At 36.2% G+C, this 19,479-nt stretch carries 16 protein-coding genes; 4 read left to right on the top strand and 12 right to left on the bottom strand.

Annotation, left to right across the window (positions count from 1 at the left end; all coding sequences use genetic code 11):
- Positions 1–225: 225 nt before the first annotated feature.
- Positions 226–1,629 carry a Mur ligase family protein gene (locus A994_RS03455; RefSeq protein WP_004029890.1) on the bottom strand — a complete coding sequence of 468 codons (1,404 nt, stop codon included), beginning with the start codon at positions 1,627–1,629 and terminating at the stop codon, positions 226–228.
- A gap of 647 nt (positions 1,630–2,276) precedes the next feature.
- Here A994_RS03455 and A994_RS03450 point away from each other — a divergent pair.
- Positions 2,277–3,512, top strand: coding sequence for an LL-diaminopimelate aminotransferase (locus A994_RS03450; RefSeq protein ID WP_004029889.1), 1,236 nt, complete (start codon positions 2,277–2,279; stop codon positions 3,510–3,512).
- A 256-nt stretch (positions 3,513–3,768) separates the two neighbouring features.
- Here A994_RS03450 and rfbD read toward each other — a convergent pair whose 3' ends face one another.
- From rfbD to A994_RS13145, 9 genes are all read right to left on the bottom strand, one after another.
- Positions 3,769–4,605, bottom strand: coding sequence for a dTDP-4-dehydrorhamnose reductase (gene rfbD, locus A994_RS03445; RefSeq protein WP_004029888.1), 837 nt, complete (start codon positions 4,603–4,605; stop codon positions 3,769–3,771).
- A 315-nt stretch (positions 4,606–4,920) separates the two neighbouring features.
- Complete coding sequence (gene argJ / locus A994_RS03440) at positions 4,921–6,114, bottom strand: bifunctional ornithine acetyltransferase/N-acetylglutamate synthase (RefSeq protein WP_004029887.1); 1,194 nt, start codon at positions 6,112–6,114, stop codon at positions 4,921–4,923.
- A 319-nt stretch (positions 6,115–6,433) separates the two neighbouring features.
- Positions 6,434–6,760 carry a hypothetical protein gene (locus tag A994_RS03435; protein WP_004029886.1) on the bottom strand — a complete coding sequence of 109 codons (327 nt, stop codon included), beginning with the start codon at positions 6,758–6,760 and terminating at the stop codon, positions 6,434–6,436.
- Between the two features lie 139 nt (positions 6,761–6,899).
- A complete protein-coding gene (locus A994_RS03430) occupies positions 6,900–8,108 on the bottom strand; it encodes a flagellar hook assembly protein FlgD (RefSeq protein WP_004029885.1) in 1,209 nt (402 codons plus the stop codon).
- The gene (locus A994_RS03425) at positions 8,109–9,131 is read right to left on the bottom strand and encodes an NYN domain-containing protein (protein ID WP_004029884.1); all 1,023 of its coding nucleotides are present in this window, start codon (positions 9,129–9,131) and stop codon (positions 8,109–8,111) included.
- 4 nt (positions 9,132–9,135) lie between these two features.
- Positions 9,136–9,882, bottom strand: a complete 747-nt coding sequence (locus A994_RS03420) for a metallophosphoesterase family protein (protein WP_004029883.1) — start codon at positions 9,880–9,882, stop codon at positions 9,136–9,138.
- Positions 9,883–10,236: a nascent polypeptide-associated complex protein gene (locus tag A994_RS03415; RefSeq protein WP_004029882.1), complete on the bottom strand. Its 354-nt coding sequence runs from the start codon at positions 10,234–10,236 to the stop codon at positions 9,883–9,885. It lies immediately after the preceding gene.
- Entirely contained in the window at positions 10,236–12,218 is a 1,983-nt protein-coding gene (gene tgtA, locus A994_RS03410) for a tRNA guanosine(15) transglycosylase TgtA (RefSeq protein ID WP_004029881.1), read from the bottom strand. The genes A994_RS03415 and tgtA overlap by 1 nt, the downstream gene beginning before the upstream one ends.
- A gap of 165 nt (positions 12,219–12,383) precedes the next feature.
- Positions 12,384–13,754 (bottom strand): MnmC family methyltransferase, encoded by a 1,371-nt coding sequence (locus tag A994_RS13145; RefSeq protein ID WP_004029880.1) that lies wholly within the window; start codon positions 13,752–13,754, stop codon positions 12,384–12,386.
- Positions 13,755–14,270: 516 nt separating this feature from the next.
- Here A994_RS13145 and A994_RS03400 point away from each other — a divergent pair.
- The 3 genes from A994_RS03400 (at position 14,271) to A994_RS03390 (ending at position 16,042) form a co-directional block, all read left to right on the top strand.
- A complete protein-coding gene (locus tag A994_RS03400; protein ID WP_004029879.1) occupies positions 14,271–14,858 on the top strand; it encodes a flavodoxin family protein in 588 nt (195 codons plus the stop codon).
- Positions 14,859–14,932: 74 nt separating this feature from the next.
- The gene (locus A994_RS03395) at positions 14,933–15,652 is read left to right on the top strand and encodes a glycosyltransferase family 2 protein (RefSeq protein WP_004029878.1); all 720 of its coding nucleotides are present in this window, start codon (positions 14,933–14,935) and stop codon (positions 15,650–15,652) included.
- Positions 15,653–15,667: 15 nt separating this feature from the next.
- Positions 15,668–16,042 carry a DUF2304 domain-containing protein gene (locus A994_RS03390; protein ID WP_004029877.1) on the top strand — a complete coding sequence of 125 codons (375 nt, stop codon included), beginning with the start codon at positions 15,668–15,670 and terminating at the stop codon, positions 16,040–16,042.
- Positions 16,043–16,133: 91 nt separating this feature from the next.
- Here the strand turns inward: A994_RS03390 and A994_RS03385 are convergent, their stop codons facing one another.
- Both A994_RS03385 and A994_RS03380 read right to left on the bottom strand, forming a co-directional pair.
- Positions 16,134–17,333: a glycosyltransferase family 4 protein gene (locus tag A994_RS03385; protein ID WP_004029876.1), complete on the bottom strand. Its 1,200-nt coding sequence runs from the start codon at positions 17,331–17,333 to the stop codon at positions 16,134–16,136.
- Between the two features lie 392 nt (positions 17,334–17,725).
- The gene (locus tag A994_RS03380; RefSeq protein ID WP_004029875.1) at positions 17,726–18,841 is read right to left on the bottom strand and encodes a glycosyltransferase family 4 protein; all 1,116 of its coding nucleotides are present in this window, start codon (positions 18,839–18,841) and stop codon (positions 17,726–17,728) included.
- Positions 18,842–19,479 lie beyond the last annotated feature (638 nt).

Raw genomic sequence — 19,479 nt, 5'->3', positions numbered from 1 at the left:
AAAGAGTAATATTTTAATAAAAAATGGAAATATTTGATTTTAAAAATTTCTAAGTATGGCGTTAAATACGTATATCAAATAAATTGTCACTCAAAAATAAAAATATATGAAAATTTAACTGGAAATAATAATTAATATGATTTTTTAACAATGTGAAGGTTGAATGGAAAAATAGGAAATTTTTATCCTGTTAAATGTAGATTGTAACTGAAAAATCTCCTTTTTTTAAGAGTATTTTTTACATCCTTCCTCTATGCCCTTCATCATTTTAGATTTTAGATCTTCATAATTGGTTATTGCACCGGGACCAATATGCAGTATGATATCTCCAGGTTTGGAATGTTTAATGGAGTACTCACCTGCAGTGATCATGTCTTCTGTGGCTATTTTTAGTGCATCAGAATCTTTTGCCCCTTCCAGTACTTCATGTGCTGATTTCATGTCCAGTATACCGGTGGTTTCATTATATCCACTGGCAATGATCACCTGGGCATATTCTCCCAGTACCTTCCCGATTTCGAACTTGTCACGGGGATTGGTACTGTCAGGATTGTCAATTAAGATTATCAGATCAGAATCATCAGCCTGTGAAAACTGTTTTAAAGTTGAAATAATACCTTCAGGTACAAAAGCCGCATCGAAATGGACATCACGCCCAGAATAGTTACCTATGTATTCTAAATGTCCAGGAATTCCTTTAAACTTCATTAAACCTTGCTTTATTGATTCTTCTTTCAAACCATAAGCTAAAGCAACAGTTGCTGCAGCAAGAGAATTTTCGAAGTAGTATCCCTTTAGATTGAATTCTGTTTCAAATTCCCCTTCTCTTCCCTTTAATTTATATTTGATGCCAATGTTCCCATCTTTAAGGTATCCCGAGACGTCACAATCACTGTTCTGTGAGCAGTAATATAATACAGTAAGTTCCTTGAGTTTGTCCCTGCACTGTGAACTGGCAACGATCATTTCACTGGAAGGAACTATCATTAACTTTCTATTGATATATTTTTCCAGGGAACCTTCAAACTCAGATAGGTGGTCCGAATAAATATTGGTTATTAAACCCACTTTAAGTTTTAACTCAGATAAAAGTCGGATAGTGCCATGGGGTAATTCCAACACAGCTATATCACTTTTGAGGTGATCACCATTGATAATTCCATCCACAATCACTTCACTGAGTAAATTGCCTGAGAGTGATGAACAGGTCCAAACATTGTATCCAGCATTTTCAAAGATTTCAGATATGATATGGGTAGTACTGGTTTTTCCCAGTGTCCCGGTTACTCCTATAACATCAACATTTATGGCAGTATCCATAATTTTAGCTATATCCTGATTTATAATTAATTTTAATTCATTATCAATCAAGTAATGTCTGATTGGAGAATCTTTAGGTATGTTAGGAGAAATGTACACTGCATCCACATCTTCAATATTGGTGGGGTCATCAAGCCCCAGATGAAGATTAACACCTTCTTCGGCCATTTTATGGAGGGTTTTTTGCACACTCTCTGGAAAATCCTCCATTTCCTTTTCATCAGTTATTTGAACCTGGTGACCAGCATAATTTAAAATCCTGGCAGCTGGTCGCCCAGCATTACCTGCACCTATTACAACACACTTCATGTTAAATTCTCCACAATTAAATTAATCTTCCCGATAAATATACTTTAAGTTTATAAAATAATCTATATAAACCAGTTCTAAATGATAAAATACTTTATTCATCCCCCAAAAAACTATTCAATCCAATTAAACTCAATTGAATAGTACTGTAGGTTCTTTCTATAACATTTTTAACCTACTAACTATATTACCCATTAAATATATCTTAACGGTACTATATTTAGTTTTTACCCATACCACCTATAAAAAGTTGATATTCATTAACCAATCAGTTCATGATTGAGCCAATCATTCATGATAATTTTTAAATAAAACGAGAAAGACATGTTAAATTATCAATACCGAAAGCAACAAGAATTTTTAAATTATGGGATTTATACAAGCTTAATAATGCCATTAACTCTCGTAAATAATAACATGAAATGTTATTGAAAAAAAGATAAATAGAGGCAAGTTCAAATTTGATTAAGGAAATGGATGATAATGAATCTTTTGATAAATAGAGTGATTGATTAAAATACAATGATAATGAATCATTTGAATTAATGAATTAAAGAAAATAGATTTACTTATTCTTAATAATAATATAATAATTACTTACTGATAAAAAACTTTATTCATGAAAAAAACCGTAGGAGTATTTGTATATGGCAGTTAAAATCAATGAAAACTATCTGTTAATTAAAAGCAACTATATTTTCTCTGAAATCAACCAGAGGGTAGAAAAATACCAGAATGATAACCCCGATGCTGACATTATCAGGATGGGTATTGGAGATGTAACTCGACCCCTGCCTGAAGCTGTAACTCGAAAATTCACAGAAGCTGTGCAGGAAATGGGTGATGCTAAATCATTCCGGGGTTATGGTCCAGAACAGGGTTATGATTTTTTGATTGAGGAAATTATAAAGAATGATTACGCTCCGCGTGGAATTGATCTTTCCGTTGATGAAGTTTTCGTCAGTGATGGTGCTAAATGCGATACTGGTAATATCCAGGAAATATTTGACCTATCCAGCACTGTAGCAGTTACTGATCCAGTATACCCGGTCTACGTGGAAAGTAATGTTATGGCAGGAAGAACTGGCCCCATGATGGATGATGGTCGCTACCAGAAACTGGTTTACATTCCCTGTACTGAAGAGAATGGATTTATCCCTGAACTTCCAGAAACACCAGTGGACCTGATTTATCTATGCTTCCCCAACAATCCTACGGGTATGGCACTGACCACCGAACAACTGGCACAGTGGGTGGATTACGCTCGTGAAAACAATTCAATCATTCTCTTTGACGCTGCATATGAAGCTTACATCCAGGAAGATAACATTCCACACAGCATCTATGAGATTGAAGGCGCTCGTGAAGTGGCCATTGAATTCAGGAGCTTTTCTAAAAATGCTGGTTTCACTGGGACCCGTTGTGCTTACACTGTTGTTCCTAAGGAAGTTATGGGCTTTGACAGTGCAGGTAACCCTCATTCACTTAACAGTCTCTGGAATCGCCGCCAGACCACCAAGTTCAACGGTGTTTCCTATCCAATACAGGTGGCTGCCTGTGCAGTTTACTCACCAGAAGGACGTGCTGAGATCAGGGAGTCCATTGATTACTACATGCAAAATGCTTCCATTATCCGGAACAGTTTGAAAGATATTGGTTTAAGGGTTTACGGTGGAGTTAATTCCCCTTACATCTGGGTTAAAACTCCCGGTGATATGAATTCATGGGAATTCTTCGACCTTCTACTTGATGAAGCCCATATAGTGGGAACACCTGGTGTGGGATTCGGCCCTAGTGGTGAGGGTTATCTTAGATTAACCGCATTTAACACCCTGGAAAATACAGAAAAAGCCATGGAACGAATATCCAAGTTATCCCTCTAAATATCTTACCCATTAATATTGGGAAATCAAATTTAGATAAAAAATTTTTCTTTTTTTTAACCCTTTTTTTGTTCTTAAAAAATTTTATCATTTGTTCTTAATAATTTTAGAAAAATATACACTCTTTTTAAAAAAAAATGACTTAATAAGATAAAAGTTAATTTAAATAAATTAAGGATTTAAATTAATTGAAATTTAAAATAAAAGAAAAAAATTTTAAAAAAAGATTAAAATTGCATAAAGAACTTATCAGGGTTTATAAAAGTCCCATATATTCTTTTAAAGCATCTTTATAACTTCTGATCTCAGGGAAACCTTCCATTTTCCAGTTATAATTATCTAAAACAGAATATAAAGGCCGTGGGGCTGGACTACCAAATTCTTCAGTGGTCACCGGTTTTAAATCAATTTCAATACCTGCATTTTCAAAGATCAGCTGGGCATATTCATACCATGAACAGTGATCACTGTTGGTTACATGGTAAATACCGTATGCTGGTTTTGTTATGAGTTGGTTAATGGCCTTAGCCAGATCCACAGTGTAGGTGGGAGTTCCTATCTGGTCGCTGACCACAGATATGCTATCATGGTTTTCTGCTAATTTTAACATGGTAGTGACAAAGTTGGGACCATGATAACCATATAACCAGGCAGTTCGGACAATGTAGAATTTATCCAGGATATCACGGATGTAAACTTCCCCCTGGTATTTGGTCTGTCCGTATACACTCAGTGGATTGGTTTGGTCATATTCACGGTAGGATGTGCCTTTGGTTCCATCAAAAACATAGTCTGTGCATATGTAAACCAGGGCACTGTCTGCTTCATGGCAGGCCACTGCTACATTTCGGGTTCCCAGTGAATTTACATGGTATGCTAAGTCAGCGTTGGATTCACTTCCATCAACATCGGTGAAGGCTGCAGCATGTACCACCACATCCGGATTGATATTTTTCACTGTTTCAACTGTCTTATCAATGTCAGTTATGTCCAGAGTGTGAATGGTAGTAGTGCTTACATCGTGTTCAGCAGATATAATATCTTCCAGATCGTGCCCTAACATTCCTTCTGCACCTATAATCATCACTTTCATTTTTTCCAAAACTCCTTGAAAACTACTTAATACCAATATAACTTCTTAATATCTACATAATTTAATAAATGGTATTATTGTTCCAATTTATGATATATTGTTTATAGGATTCATTCATCAAATTTCTAAATTCTTTAAATTCATGACTTATTATATTTTATTTAAAACCGAGATTTTAAATCCTGAGATTTTCTAAAAAGATATTGTTTTTTTGAAAAGATATGGATTGATACAGTATCAAAGATTGATACAGTATCAAAGATTGATACAGTATCAAAGCTGTTGCTTTGTCAATAGTCTTAATAAAAATTCTATTTATGTGGAGTATTCTGAATTGATACTTACATACTCGTAGCTAAGGTCACAACCATAAGCCGTTGCTTTATAATCTCCTATTGCCAGATCAACGGTTATTTTAATTTCTTCCCGTTCCATAATACTTTCTGCAAGTTCAAGCTCTTCGGTCCCTTCAAAGGCCATTATCTCACCATTATTTACAATATCCACAAATCGTTCACCTTCTTCTAAACGAACGCTAATGGTGTCTTCGTTCATGATGGCTCCGGAGTATCCCACCGCCGCCACGATACGGCCCCAGTTTGGATCAGCCCCGAAAAGGGCAGTTTTTACCAGAGGTGATTTTACAATGGACTTGGCTGCAATTCTGGCTTCATTTAAAGTTTTAGCACCTTTAACTTCAACTTCCATGTATTTGGTTGCACCCTCACCATCTCTGGCCATCATCTTGGCCAGCTCACTGCACAGGTAGTCCAGTGCTTCCTGGAATTTCTCATCAATATTTCCATGTCCAGGACGGGATAATAAGATAACAATATCATTGGTGCTCTGGTCACCATCCACAACTACCATGTTAAAAGTTTTTTCCACAGATTTCTTTAATGATTCTTCAAGTTCACTGGGGCTAGCTTCAATATCAGTGACTAAAAATGAAAGCATGGTCCCCATATTAGGAGCTATCATTCCCGAACCCTTGGTAATACCACCAATACGTATGGTCTTACCATTATCTAGAGTAGTTTCAACTGCAAATTCCTTTGGATAAGTGTCAGTAGTCATTATAGCCTCTGCAGCATTTTTTGATGCTTCAGGGGAATTTGAGAGTCTTTGCAGTGAATGGTTGATTAACTTGCTGATAATAGGTAATGGTAACTGGCGTCCGATGATCCCGGTGGATGCAACTGCTACATCAGCAGGTGGGATGTCCAGTTCTTCAGCCACCTGAAAAGCCATGGTCTGGGCGTGTTGAATACCTTCTTTACCAGTAAAACAATTGGCATTACCACTGTTGGCAACAATAGCAGATAGTTTCCCATCTTTAACAGATTCTCGAGTGATGATAATAGGGGCGGCTTGAACTTTATTTCTGGTAAACACTGCTGCAGCACTGCTTCCAGGGTAATGGATAACTGTTACTCCATAATTATCTTCACAGGCCCCGGCTGCCTTTACACCTTCCACTGAACATATTCCACCTTCAATTTTTTTCATTTATCATCCCACCCGTCAGGTAATCTGGCTATTAACCATCATTCTAGAAAATAATTAATGATCGGGAAATTTATAACTATTGATTTTATCATCTAATGCATGATTTCTTGTCTCTATCTATGTATGATAATCTAATGTATGATTTCATGCCTATATCTATGTACGATTATCTAATGCATGATTTTATTCTAATGCATTATATTATCGCCTAATGCAGATTAGTCTGATAATGATTATTTTATTAATTTAGTCCTGTTTTATTATCTGACACTGACTATTTGAATAATATGATTATTTTATCATTTAATACTGATTAACTTCATGTTGACCTATTCACATTTGTTGACTGATTGTTGTTGGTTTGTGAATTGGTGTTGGGATTATTTGGTTCCTCGTAAACTGTATCTGAACTGGAAGAAGATGATGATGGCGTTTGTACATTGGATTGAGTGGTAGTGTTGGGGGTAGTGGTATTTTTGACATTGTAAACAACTGGTAATTCACTGGGTGTGCTGATATTTAGGCCGGTGTAGTTGTTGTTGCCAAGGTTAAAATTAGTGAACATACTAGCCCCTGTTCCGAATCCAAATGCAATTAAGGATATCACCAGGGCAACAGCTGCCTTTCCCTTTAATTCTTCTTTCATATAATCAAACCCTTCTTCACATTATAAGTATAATCTAATTATTAAGTAATTAGTAAGTAAGATTTCGTTAGGGAAGGGGCCCTTTCACAGGATCCCTAACTAATGTTCATTTCCTTAAAATTAAATAAATGAGATTTGCTCACGCTGTAAGTGCGTAGAGTAAAGCCAGTGCAATGGCAACCAATCCAAACTCCCAGTAGCCCACATTCCAACCAATAAGGGTGACTATGAAGACGAAGACAAATATCAGAACTATGCGACCAGTTTTCTCCTGCATAAATTCAATGACCGCACGACTGAACTCTGAGGGTATGTAATAGGCATAAATTCCATCAGCCAGATCAAAGACCATTACTGGTGAGTTGTTCCATATTTTGATGTCATCAGCCATTTGAGCTCTTTCCCCAGCTTCTCGACGACTTTTACCAATTCCAACACGTAATCTAGCACCGTTATTGAGGGCATGCCATGCTGAGTCGATACCAGCTCGGAGTGCAGCATCTTTGGTGGGTAAATTGGCAATTAAGTCATCCCCTCCTTCACGGTATCCTTCAATTCTACCGTTACATTCCTTCTCAATGAAATCTTTAACTTCATTCATGATCTCCACCAGTCGGTCACGACCCTGTTCTTCAATGAACTGGGTGGAGTCAAAGGCATCGATGAATAGGTAATTATCGTAAACTGCTGGTGTTCCTTCCAGTTTGGTTATTTTACTGGAGAAAACGATTGCAAATTCCCCACCTAGTTTGGTGAATCCTACTCCTGAAGTTTCTCCAATTTGTTTGTTGAGGTTAATGGATCTTTCAATGGATGCAGCTCCAGTCATTCCAGCTGCTGCCCGAACATCGATCTGCTTTTCCATTCCCATTTTAATTAATTCCACACCTACTCTTATGGCATCGTTTTTGGATAGAAGCCGGGATACAATCTCGGTGTTACTTCGTTCAACAATTGTACCTTTTTCTTTCTGGATGAATTGAACGAACTGGTCGATGATTCCCTTATTACCTCCGAAGACTTCCACATAAAGGTAACGGTCGCTACCCATAATTATGTTACTTAAAAGAGCATATTCATTTACATCATTTTCAGCAGGTTTGATTTCAACGAATCTGCGATTTTCGGGTATATTCCCTCGTCCCACTTCTTTTAAAAGATTATGAAAGATGTTTTCCGTGGTTATGTTAGCTCTTTCTATTTCCAGGAGCATGGTACGGGTGTAATTCACCATCTCCACATATTCGGTTTCTTTCTCGTTGGTAGGATAATATTTAGTACCTATACTTAAAACCCGGTGTTTCAAGAGGAAACCAAATAACGTTCTCAACAGGTAGTTGCCTGCCATTTACTTGTCTCCTCCCTTGTCTAGATTTATATCGTAGTGTCCTGGTTTTTCCATTAGCATGCTCGGTTTTACTGATACTATAGGGAACTTCCATGTTCCTAACCGTGCAGCGACTGTGCTGGCTATGTTTCTTGAGTTTTTCTTGACAAAGGAGTAGTCATGATCATTGATGGTGATGTTAACATCAAATGGTGATTCTTCCAGTATTTCATCAGAGTAAATAATATTCAACTCAAAAGTCCCTGGTTTGGTGAATAAATCGTTACGAACCGCCACCAGGGGAGCATGATCTAATTTTAAACGATCCCCGACAGTCACTGCAATGTTACCTGCATTTCTTACCGCGTCCCGGTAGTCGCGTGGGCTGACCAGTACAAAGATGATGAAGTCACTGGTTCTCTCGGCATCTTCAACCATCTTCATGACCTTATCAAACAGGGGTATTTTCATGAACATTCCTTCAATTTTAGAATCTATACCCTCATCATTAGTCTTCGATATACGGTCAATTGCCTCTTTAGCAACTGCAATGCCTGAAAGTTTCTTATTTTTCTTCAGTTTATACGATTCATATCCCTTTTTCTCAAACTCAGATAGGATCTGGGTAGAAATCTTTTGCAGGATATTTTTAATCTTTTTGGGTTGAGCAGAGCTCCCAATTACTATATTCTCACCTTTAAAGCTATATGGGATTCTGCGACTGTTAATATCCCTGAATTCATCGAAAAACTCGCGGAAGGCATCATTGGATAAAATTTTAGCATCTTCCTCTTCAGCCAGATTCAGAATGTAGTGATCAGCATTGGTGCCTGAGGGTACCTGATGTACCTTTTCCTCATCAAGGAGTTTGTTGAATTCTTCCTTCTCATCGATTTCATGTCTCAGCGACGCATCAGCGATGAGAATAGGATGGTATCCTAATTTTTCCAGTGCCTCTACTGCTTTAAGCAATTTTTTTAGGCTTGGTTTTCCATCCCTTTTTTCGAAGTGGGCTACGTTAGATGCATCCACAATTACCTGCAATCAATCACCTACACCTGTTTTCATACTTTGCCAGAGGGTGGGTTTCACCATCGGCAGTGTTCAAGAGGATATCTATATGTTCTTCATCTATATTAATTGTATTAAAGGAGGGCGTATCTTTCCCCCTGAGTTTAAAGGAAGAAACTGTTCCAGCAGTGGCAAAAACAGTTTCATGAACTATCCATGTATGTGGAACATGTTTATGACCTGACAGAACCAGGTCTGCTTTATTTTCAATTAATGACATTAATATATCACCAGCATCACTTAAAACATTCCTTTCACGACCTGTACGGGGTACAGGAATAATGTGATGGTGTAATGCAATGATTTTAAATAATCCTTCCTTCGATGCGTTTTTCATGGCTTTTTCCATGAAACTCTGCTGTGACCTGCCCACTTTACCGAAGTTGAGATCGGGTTCACTGCTATCCAGTCCAATAACTTTGAATCCATGATTTTTAACCTTAAGTGTACCGTACCTATCTTTGATAAGTTCCTCAAAGCAGATGTTTCCCAGGTGGCGGGAGTCATGGTTTCCAGGCACCACTAGAAGTGGTGTTTTGAACTGTTCCAGATATTCTGATGCCTGTTTTAATTCATTGTAATATCCATTATCAGATAGATCTCCAGTGACAATGGTGGCATCAACTCCCATCTCATTGATCCGGTCGATGACATTGAGGATCAGTTCTTCACGGAAGGATAGGGATCCCACGTGAAGGTCGGAAATATGGGCAATTAATGCCATTTAACTTAACCTCAGGATAGCCTCAGCCAGGTCACCACCAGTCTCTTCCAGGGCTTTTCTAGCTTCTTCCTGACTGACCCCGGTCTGGGTGGCCACCAGGTCCACATCATCATCGGGTATTATAAGTTCAGTTTCAATTGCTCTTTCTGTGCTTTTTCCAGATATCTGATAGGTATCCTGACCCATGAAGTTCATGAGGTTAACCTTGGGATTAGTGATTATCAGTTCTTTATTTTTAAATTTAATGATAACTTCAGTGACACCTTTAACATCTTTCGTGTCCATGCCCATCTGTTTCATGGCTCTTTGCATTTGTTTTAATTGTTTGGGGTTCATTCCTGCGCCAGGTAACATTAAAAGCCTCCTTTTCTTGTCTTTACTGCTTGACCTGTGTTAAAATCAAGTATTTCTCTTCCGTTTAATATTGACTTTCCAAAGGCCAGGAGTTGGTCTTGTTCATTTACTATCAAAACTTCTTCCTTTGCATGGATATCTATATCACAATTTATAACGAATTTAGCAAATATACTTTTTCCTTCCCGGGCAAATGGTTCCGCATCTTCATTAACCACCACCCTGTTTTTAGGGTAGGGGAGGTATCGGTGCAACCGGCGAGCACCTTCCCTGGCCAGTACAAAAACACCATCACTTGCCCTTAAAGTGGCGATGAGTTCTTCATCATCATAAACATGACGTATTTTCCCTGTCTTTCTGCTTTTAACAATTTTCACATCTCCACTAAAAAGACCTTCCCCTGAACCTGCTCCGAACTGGTAATCAGCTATCATTTTTATTCTTTCCTGCTCATTTACCACAATATTTAATGGTTGAGGGAAATGGTATTCCTCCAGTGGATATTTTTTGTTGAGAGAGAATGCTTCCACTACCTCTTCACTAATTATGACCTGATCAAAGCCTTCCAGATAATCGGAAAGAATATTTCGAACCATTTTAAGTGAATCTTCATCGTAACTATCTGGTGATTCATTCTGGGCCAGTGGATATACCTGATCCAGTTCCAGTGGGATCACCCCAAATGGCACATCAACCACAGTTACCTGCATATCTTCCAGTTGATCAAGACTTTCCTGTTGACGGATAACTCGATAGAATCTTTCTGGAATATCATATAGACGTTCAGAATAAGGTTTACCGCTCCGGGGAAGAAGTAAAACACTCTTTTTAGGAGGAGTCTGTTTCATCTTCTTCAGGTGGCGGTATACCTCTGGACGATGGAGGGATTCCGGGCCTGTGTAGAAGAATGCTGATTTTTTGTAGGGAGGATCGTATTTTTCCAGATCCTCGGAGTAATTTTTAAGAGTGCGCAGTGCTTCCAGGAGGAATGGATGGGCACGGCAACGTTGTTCAACCAGTTCCCAGAGGCTTCCTTCAACAATTGCCTGACGGATCATTCTCATCTCAGCAAAACTAATCCTTAAATTATGTATGGCCAGTAATTTGGATCTTTCGGGTTTTTCCATCTGCCGCAACTGTTCTGGAGTGTAATTGGTGCACACTTCACATGAGCATGGCATTTCATAGAGGTTTTCAAGTTTTAATGTTCCATTGGGCATTAAAAGACGGTCAGCCTCTGCATAAAGAATGTAGGCTGCAGAGTCAAACAGGTCACATCCCATGGCCACTGCCAGGGCAAATATCATGGGGTGACCGGCACCCATAAGATGGCGGGGTCGTGAATCTGGTAGATGACTTACCGATGCCATGACCACTTCCACTAACTCTTTATAACGGTAGGATTCCATGAGTGGAACCACCGCTCCAATGGGATGGACCTGGAAATCCATTTCTCCCAGTGCATCAGCACACTTGCTGCGCAGGTCAGGGAAGGTAGAGCCCTGCACCACTGAGTTAAGCATTAATTCATCCCGGACTTCCAGTGATTCAATTGCTCTCTGGAGTGTGATTTCCAGTTCTCTCTCTGCACGTTCACGTTTAACTGATGGAGGGGTGGGTATATCCAGAGATGTTCCAATGTCTGTTCCTATTTTTTCCTGAAACTCAATTATTTCCTGATTGGAAACCTGAACATCCCCATAAACAGAGAGCTGGAATGATCCAGAATCTGTGATTATTGGTCCTGGAAAATCAATTAATTCATGAACACCTTCGTTAAGTGCTATTTCCCTTAGATCCTCATTTTTATAGATGAGGTAGGCATTGGTGATCACAACCTCTGCCCCGTAATCAGCAACCTGGAGGGTTTGTTTTCCCGGGTGTATAACTGGCATGAGTGCTGGGGTTTTTATGGTTCCATGGGGTGTTTTCAGGGTCCCTACTCGGCCCCTTGCATCTTTATATTTTATTTCAAAGCTCAAATTTTTCACCTTATAAAAATATATCTAAATAATAGAATTCAAACAAATTAGTGTCAATATAATAAGTACATCTCAAGTAGAATATTCTCTAATTTTTAATTACAATACTTTTTAATGAATATATTATTTAATTTTATAGTTATTTTTATTTGTTAATCATTAAAATTACTCATCTTTAAAATTACCCTTAGCTACTATCTTTAATCTTTTCTCCATCTCTTTGATTCTTTCTCTGGAACTGGAATTACCCTTCTGACCACAGCAACATATACAATTTGAAAACTGGGGACACACCAGATAACGAGCTTTTAATGAATTTAATTCATTAATATTGAATTTTTCCAGATGTTTGAGCACCCGTCTTTTAATTTTCATATCCTCCAGATCACTGGCCAGATAAACCGGTGATTTAACGGTTGATGCCATTTTATAGTGGCCTCTTAAAGCCATCCTCTCAAGCTGTCTTTTTTCAATTATTTCATCAGTTGAAGAGTTTAGATCCGGATCCCTAAAGGGAATTCCAGCATCAGATAGGGCAATCATGCGCTCATCGCTTTGGTTCAAAGATTTGGGAATTCTGTTTAATGTGAAAGAAGCAATAGTTCCACCACTTCTTCCCAAAGCAGGTCCTTCTCCTATTTCCAGACCAGTATCAATGAGTGCGTAGCGCACTGGAGCTGCAGAAGTGTAGGTTAAAATAACCCCCTCTTTTTTAAGTGAGTTTCCAAGTTTAGCTAAAAATTCTTGGCTGTAAAGCTCGGGCGATTTATGAGGACTGAAAGGGTCCAAAAATACGGCATCATAACACTGGGTTTCTGGAAGTTCCATAATCATTTTCCTAGCATCCTCACAGTGCAAACGGATATCCACACTGGATGGAATTTCTTTCATCTCGTGTGAAAATGACAGGACTCCTGAAGTTATTAAGTAATTTTCTATGGCTTTTCGAATTATGCGATAGGCTTCTATTGAATGAGGATTTGAGGGATTATCTTTTGAGGGATTATCTTTTGAAGGATTATCTTTTGAAGGATTATCTTTTGAAGGATTATCTTTTGAAGGATTATCTTTTGAAGGATTATCTTTTGAAGGATCTGGTATTAAGAGAGTTGCAGCTAAAACTTCCCATGATATTTCCACCAGATCCATCTTCACCTGTTCTATCTTACCTTCCCCCAGAAGGTCCAGAACCTGTTCCAAAGCTGCCGCTGCATTAACACCCAGCCCACTGCAAATATCCAGAATTGCAATGTTTTTCTTATCCCTTAGATTTGCGGGTTTAGCGAATTTCTCACGGGCCTCTCGAAAGGCACCATGAGTAGTGTGCATTGTTTCTCGAGACTCATTTATCTCTTCAGACTGCAAAGTGTAAGTACCATCGGAGGTCTCCACCAGATAATCTTTAATTTTTGATTTAGCCCATTTACGTGCATTTTTATCTCCTTTGTTCTCTTTTAATGACCATTCCCTAACTATGTCCATGGCCCTTTCTTCAGGGGTCAAAGGAGTGTAAAATGAATTTTTGTTATTTTCCATAGAAGAAAACTCTTAAATTTTTTTTAAATTACATTAAATTTTTAAATGAGTCAATTTTCGATACAAATGAGTCAATTTCAATATAAAATATTGATTTAACTTAGTACACATGATTAAATAATTATTGTAAGCAAGATTAAAATTATCATAGCAATGGGTTACTTTTTGAGATTAAATAAGTTTTGAGATTCGAATAAACATTTTTTTAATTTGAAGATAGAGATAAAATTTAAGAGATATATATTAAAAATATGACTATGTAAACGAGATTCAAGGACTGATTTAATTATAAAATTTTTGTTAAAAATTTGTTAATGGACAAAAATGTAGAAGTACAATAAATATACATTACTTAAGAACTATGTAAATATACTTAATTTGTATTATATACTTTATTTAAAATCATTTTTACAAATTAGGTTTATTATTATTAATATATTTCAAATGGTTAAAGTTTTAATTGTACAAAATTGCATCAAAAATTAAAGTATAAGGAAAATTTCAGGAGATGTCAAATTGGTCAAGATCATTGGAATTGTGGGAAGTCCCCGTAGTAATGGTAACACTGAAAATCTGGTAAAAGAAGCTCTTCAATCTGCTAAAGATGCTGGAGCCGAGATAGAACTCATAAAATTGGGAAATGCTGAAATTGAACCATGTATTGCCTGTGACATATGTAAAGCAACTGGAGAATGTGCTATATATGATGATATGGGTGGAATACTGGAAAAAATAAGGGAGTCCCATGGGCTGATCATTGGTAGTCCTGTTTACTTTGGTAGTGTTACTTCTCAGCTAAAAATGTTAATAGACAGGTCAAGACCTCTCCGTATGGATTTCAAATTGAAAAATAAGGTTGGTGGTGCAATTGCTGTTGGAGGATCACGTAACGGTGGTCAAGAAACTACAATATCTACTATCCACGACTTTCTACTGATCCATGATGTTATAATAGTTGGGGATGGTGCTCCCCTGGCTCACTATGGTGGAACTGGAGTTGGAAGTGCCAAAGAAGCCTCAGAAAGTGATGAAGTGGGCCTTCAAACCTCTCGTAACCTGGGTAAAAGAGTAGCAGAACTGGCCATGAAAATCAATGAAAATTAAACTTTCAGAATCAATACACATTTAATAATCAATACAAAATTATGTTAACTTTCTAATCACAGGGAGAATTAGATTTGAAAGACACCAAACCCCTTGAAAAATTATCAGAGAAACAAAAAGGCATATCCATAGTGCTACCTGCTTACAATGAAGAAAAAACCATTAAAGAGGTTATGGAAGAATTGATTGATATTGGTTTTAATCTGATTGTGGTTGATGATGGTTCCACTGATAACACCTACCAGGTTTCCCTGAATTTTTTAAAGAAGTATCCATCCCAGGTAAGTTTATACCGGCATCTTATTAACAGAGGATTGGGAGCAACCCTGAGAACCGGAATTGAAGCTGCACTTACCCATGACTCTACTATAATCATTACCTTTGATGCTGATGGTCAACATCATTCTCAGGATATTCTACCCATCTGCCAGCCCCTGATTCATGATGAAGCAGATGTAGTGATTGGGAAGAGGAACTTCAATGAAATGCCATTCCATAAGAAGTTCGGGAACGTGGTGATGAACTTAATCACTCTTATTTTTTATGGAAAGAATGTTGAGGATTCCCAATCGGGTCTCCGTGCATTTAACAGGAAAGCAGCCGGTTTAATGGAACTCCACTCCCGAGATTACGGAGTTTCTTCCGAGATAATTGGAGAAGTAGGGCGAAAACATCTGCGCATGGTCGAAGTGCCCATAACCACTATTTACACTGACTATTCCCTCTCTAAGGGTACTAACACCAGGGTGGGTTTAAAAATATTGGCCAGGCTAATTAGAAATGTTTTCAAATAACAGGAGCGCGTGTCAATGATATTGTACCAGTACATAGGAATAATTATAGGGATAATTGGAATATTAATAACTTTTATGAGGTTTAAAGACGCAAAAATGTCTTTTAACATGTTAATAGTATGGATTGTTATCTGGTTACTTTTAATTATCTTTTCAATCGATCCTGACACCACATCAGCCCTGGCCAGTATAACTGGAATCGGAAGAGGTTTAGACCTTATCCTAATTATAGGACTCATAGGCTGTTATTATTTTATATTCAAAATATACAACCTTATTGAAAATGTTGAAGGGGAAATAAGCAGTTTAGTCCGGGAGATAGCGTTGGAAAGAGGCAAAACAAAAGATAAACATAAAAATATTTCTCATGAAGATTCACAAGAAAAATAAAGTATTCCAACAATTGAGGAAAAAATAACAGTACCAGACAAAAGAGTTATCTCAATTTAAAGGAGTATTATCACAGTTATGATCAATTACTCTACTCATCGGAAAAATCCATAGCACGGTTTAAATGATTTAATAATCTTTTTCCAGAATTTTCAAAGGTCCAAAAATTATTAACAACCTTAATTGAATTTTCAGATAATTTTTCAATTTTGCTAGGATCTAAAAGTAGTTTAGAGATTTCTTTAGAAAATAATACTTCATCTCTGTCTGTGAGAATTCCAGTATAATCATGAATAACACTTTCACGTACCCCACCTTCTTTCACAGCAACAACTGGAGTTCCACAGCTCATTGCTTCTACTGGAACTAAACCGAAAGGTTCAAGATAGGATGCATAAACCACTATCTTTGCCTGATTGTACAGTAAGACTAATTCATCATCACTGATTAAACTTAACATTTTTATTTTAACATCCAATTGACTTGCCAAATTTACTAAATATTCTTTCCAGGGAATATTTCCCTGATCGGATACAATTATTAGTTCTGGGCGTATTGCAGATTCAATTTTTGCTAAAGATTTAATAATAAAATCAAAGCCTTTTTCAGGTAGGCATTGCCCCACTGATAGTACAAAATTTTCTTTAGGAATCTCAATGGGTCTAAATAAATCTGTGTCAACTCCCAAATATGAAACAAATGAATTTTGAGCATAACTTTTTAGAATAGCTTCATGTGAAAAAAAAGAATTGACAACTGTATATTTGGAGTATTCTGAGAGTTTCCGGTCAAGGGAGATCATACGGGAACCGTAAAGTTTTAAACGGAAACTTCCTAAATTGTTCGTTGTTCTTAAACCAGCTTTTTCAAAAAGAATTCTGGAAATTTCATTGCGGAAAAGGAACGTTTGTTGACAGTAATAAACATGTGGTTTTTTAATGTATTTCAAAAAGAAAGGTGCCATAGTGTGCCTGTCTTGTTCACAAAGTACCACATCATAATCTCCTTTATTTACAGCTTCTGCAATGTTCTTTTGGGTTTTTTCAAGGTCAGTTATAGGAATTGTATCCGGAAAATATTTCAAAGCTGAAACAAAAAAACCAGGAATAGTATTTTTTACCTCAAAAATATTTAAGTTATCTACAATATCTTTCAAGGGTAAATAATCTTCATTTGCAGTTGAGGGGATAAAAACATCAACTTCGTGGTTTTTAGCCAAAAAATCTACATTATTATACAATGCCCTTTTTGCCCCTCCTGAAGGTAGATTATGGAAAACTGCTATTTTCATTGTTTTAAACCTTTGATTTGAATAATTGGAAGCTAATGAGTTAAATTGTCTTCTATAAATTTATAAAGTTTATGGAAGAGTTTTTTCGAATAAAAGAGCCATAAACTCCATTATATTATATCTTATTAATCACCTTTTAAAAGATTTTCATATGTTAAATGTTTTTTCAGTTTTTCCCAGGTGAACATTTTTTATCTTAACATTATCTATCAATTTATAGCCGGGAAATTATGTTCAGGAATTAAATAGGATATTTCATTAAAATCAACCATTTCAACCAGATTTTCAGTAGTTTTAAGTACATCTTATATTTCCCATACATTTTCCCTTATGTTTAATCAATAATGGCGTTAATTGATAATTTATCCATATAATTCATGGTATTATTGTATTTAAATCTCGTTTATCATTTCATATATTTTCCATGTTTTTTTGGCAGTTTTTTCCCAAGTAAACATTTTAGACCTTTCCAACCCATTCTTCTGCATATCCTTCTGCAAATTAGGATTTGTTAAAACTTGATAAATTGATTCAGTTAAAGCATCTACATCCAGGGGATCTACCATGATTCCTGCCTCTCCCACAACCTCAGGCAGTGAAGAAGTGTTAGATGTTATTACAGGAGTGCCACAAGCCATGGCCTCCAATGGAGGCAAACCAAAACCTTCATAGAAAGAAGGATACACCAGCAAATCAGCTGCATTATAAAACTTAATGAGGTCATCATCAGGAACATAACCTGGAAATATCACATCATCTTGAAGATTTAATTTTTGAATTTCTTCCAGTACATTTTCATGTTTCCAGCCCATTGCACCTATGTTCACTAATTTATAATCCAATCCCCTCTTTTTTATCTTATAAAGGGATTTTAAGATAGATGTGATATTTTTCCTGGCTTCAACTGTGCCAACATGTAAAATGAAATTGTAATTGATGTTGTAGTCTCTTTTCAAATCTTCTTTAAAATTATCTTTTAAGGGGCAATATCTCGAATCAGCTGCAAGGTGGGTTACTCCTATTTTATTTTCAGGAATGCCAAGATATTTGATACAATCTTCACGAGTATTATAAGAGTCAACTATTATGAAATCCACTTTTTTCTTGATAATATTCAATAGAAAGGCCCATGAACGTCCAATATGAAATTTAAACATTTCTGGAAAAAGGATTGGAGTTAAATCATGTATTGTCAGAATTTTTTTTACACCATAATTAATAAAAAAAGGAGTAGTCTGGTTGATCCAATGGAACGGGAAATGCAAGATATCTACCCCAGAATTTTTCACTGCCAGAGGCATACCTATTGTGTTGGTTAATAATGGTATTTTAGGTATCAATATTTCATTAAATTCATTATATATGGGATCATTGTTTTTTTTATGATGAATTAAATCTATATTTTTTGAATAACCCAGTTTATGCATTTCATTCAGAAGACTGTAGAGATAGTTATCTACACCTGTTCTTGATCTATCAATGCTCCACGAAAGAATACCGACTTTCATTAATAATCACATAACTCTTTTTTTAAAGGAAAAATGAAATAAAATTACTTAAATTTATGGGTTTACCTATAGTTATCCTTGTGACAAACCATACTAACATAAAGTTACTTATGCTAATATTTAAAAACCATACTCGGGCTTCAAAAATATCTGAAGAGAGTTCTACCCCTCATTATACCTAGATATTTGTTTAAATAATAGTTTTCGGTATCTATATTATCCTTTAAATAATAGTTAACCGTGAACTTTATTCCAATATTTCTTCTAGGAATATGATTTTTATACGAAGATAAGGATTATAAACTCTCATTTATACTTCATAAATTTTAATTAACCCCTTAAACATGCCACATTCCTATTAACAGAAAATTTTGTGATGTATAATGATATAATGTACTAAAAATAATTATTATAATCAAAGAGGGTTTACTGGTTATTAATAAGAGAATTATTATAATAAAAATTGAATAATAATAATTTCTGTTAATTTAGTTGGATCATAAAATATAAAAACCAATTGGAAAAAACTAGTAGAAAAAATTCTCACAATCCATACTTCTATACAAAGGGGATAAAAAAATTCTTTAAATAAGTAAAAAAGATTAATAAAGAATTTGAAATTAATTTCAATAATGCAA

Source organism: Methanobacterium formicicum DSM 3637 (genome assembly GCF_000302455.1).
Lineage (GTDB): Archaea > Methanobacteriota > Methanobacteria > Methanobacteriales > Methanobacteriaceae > Methanobacterium > Methanobacterium formicicum_A.
The sequence above is the reverse complement of the archived record's forward strand: the minus strand, read 5'-3'. Positions and strand labels throughout refer to the sequence as shown.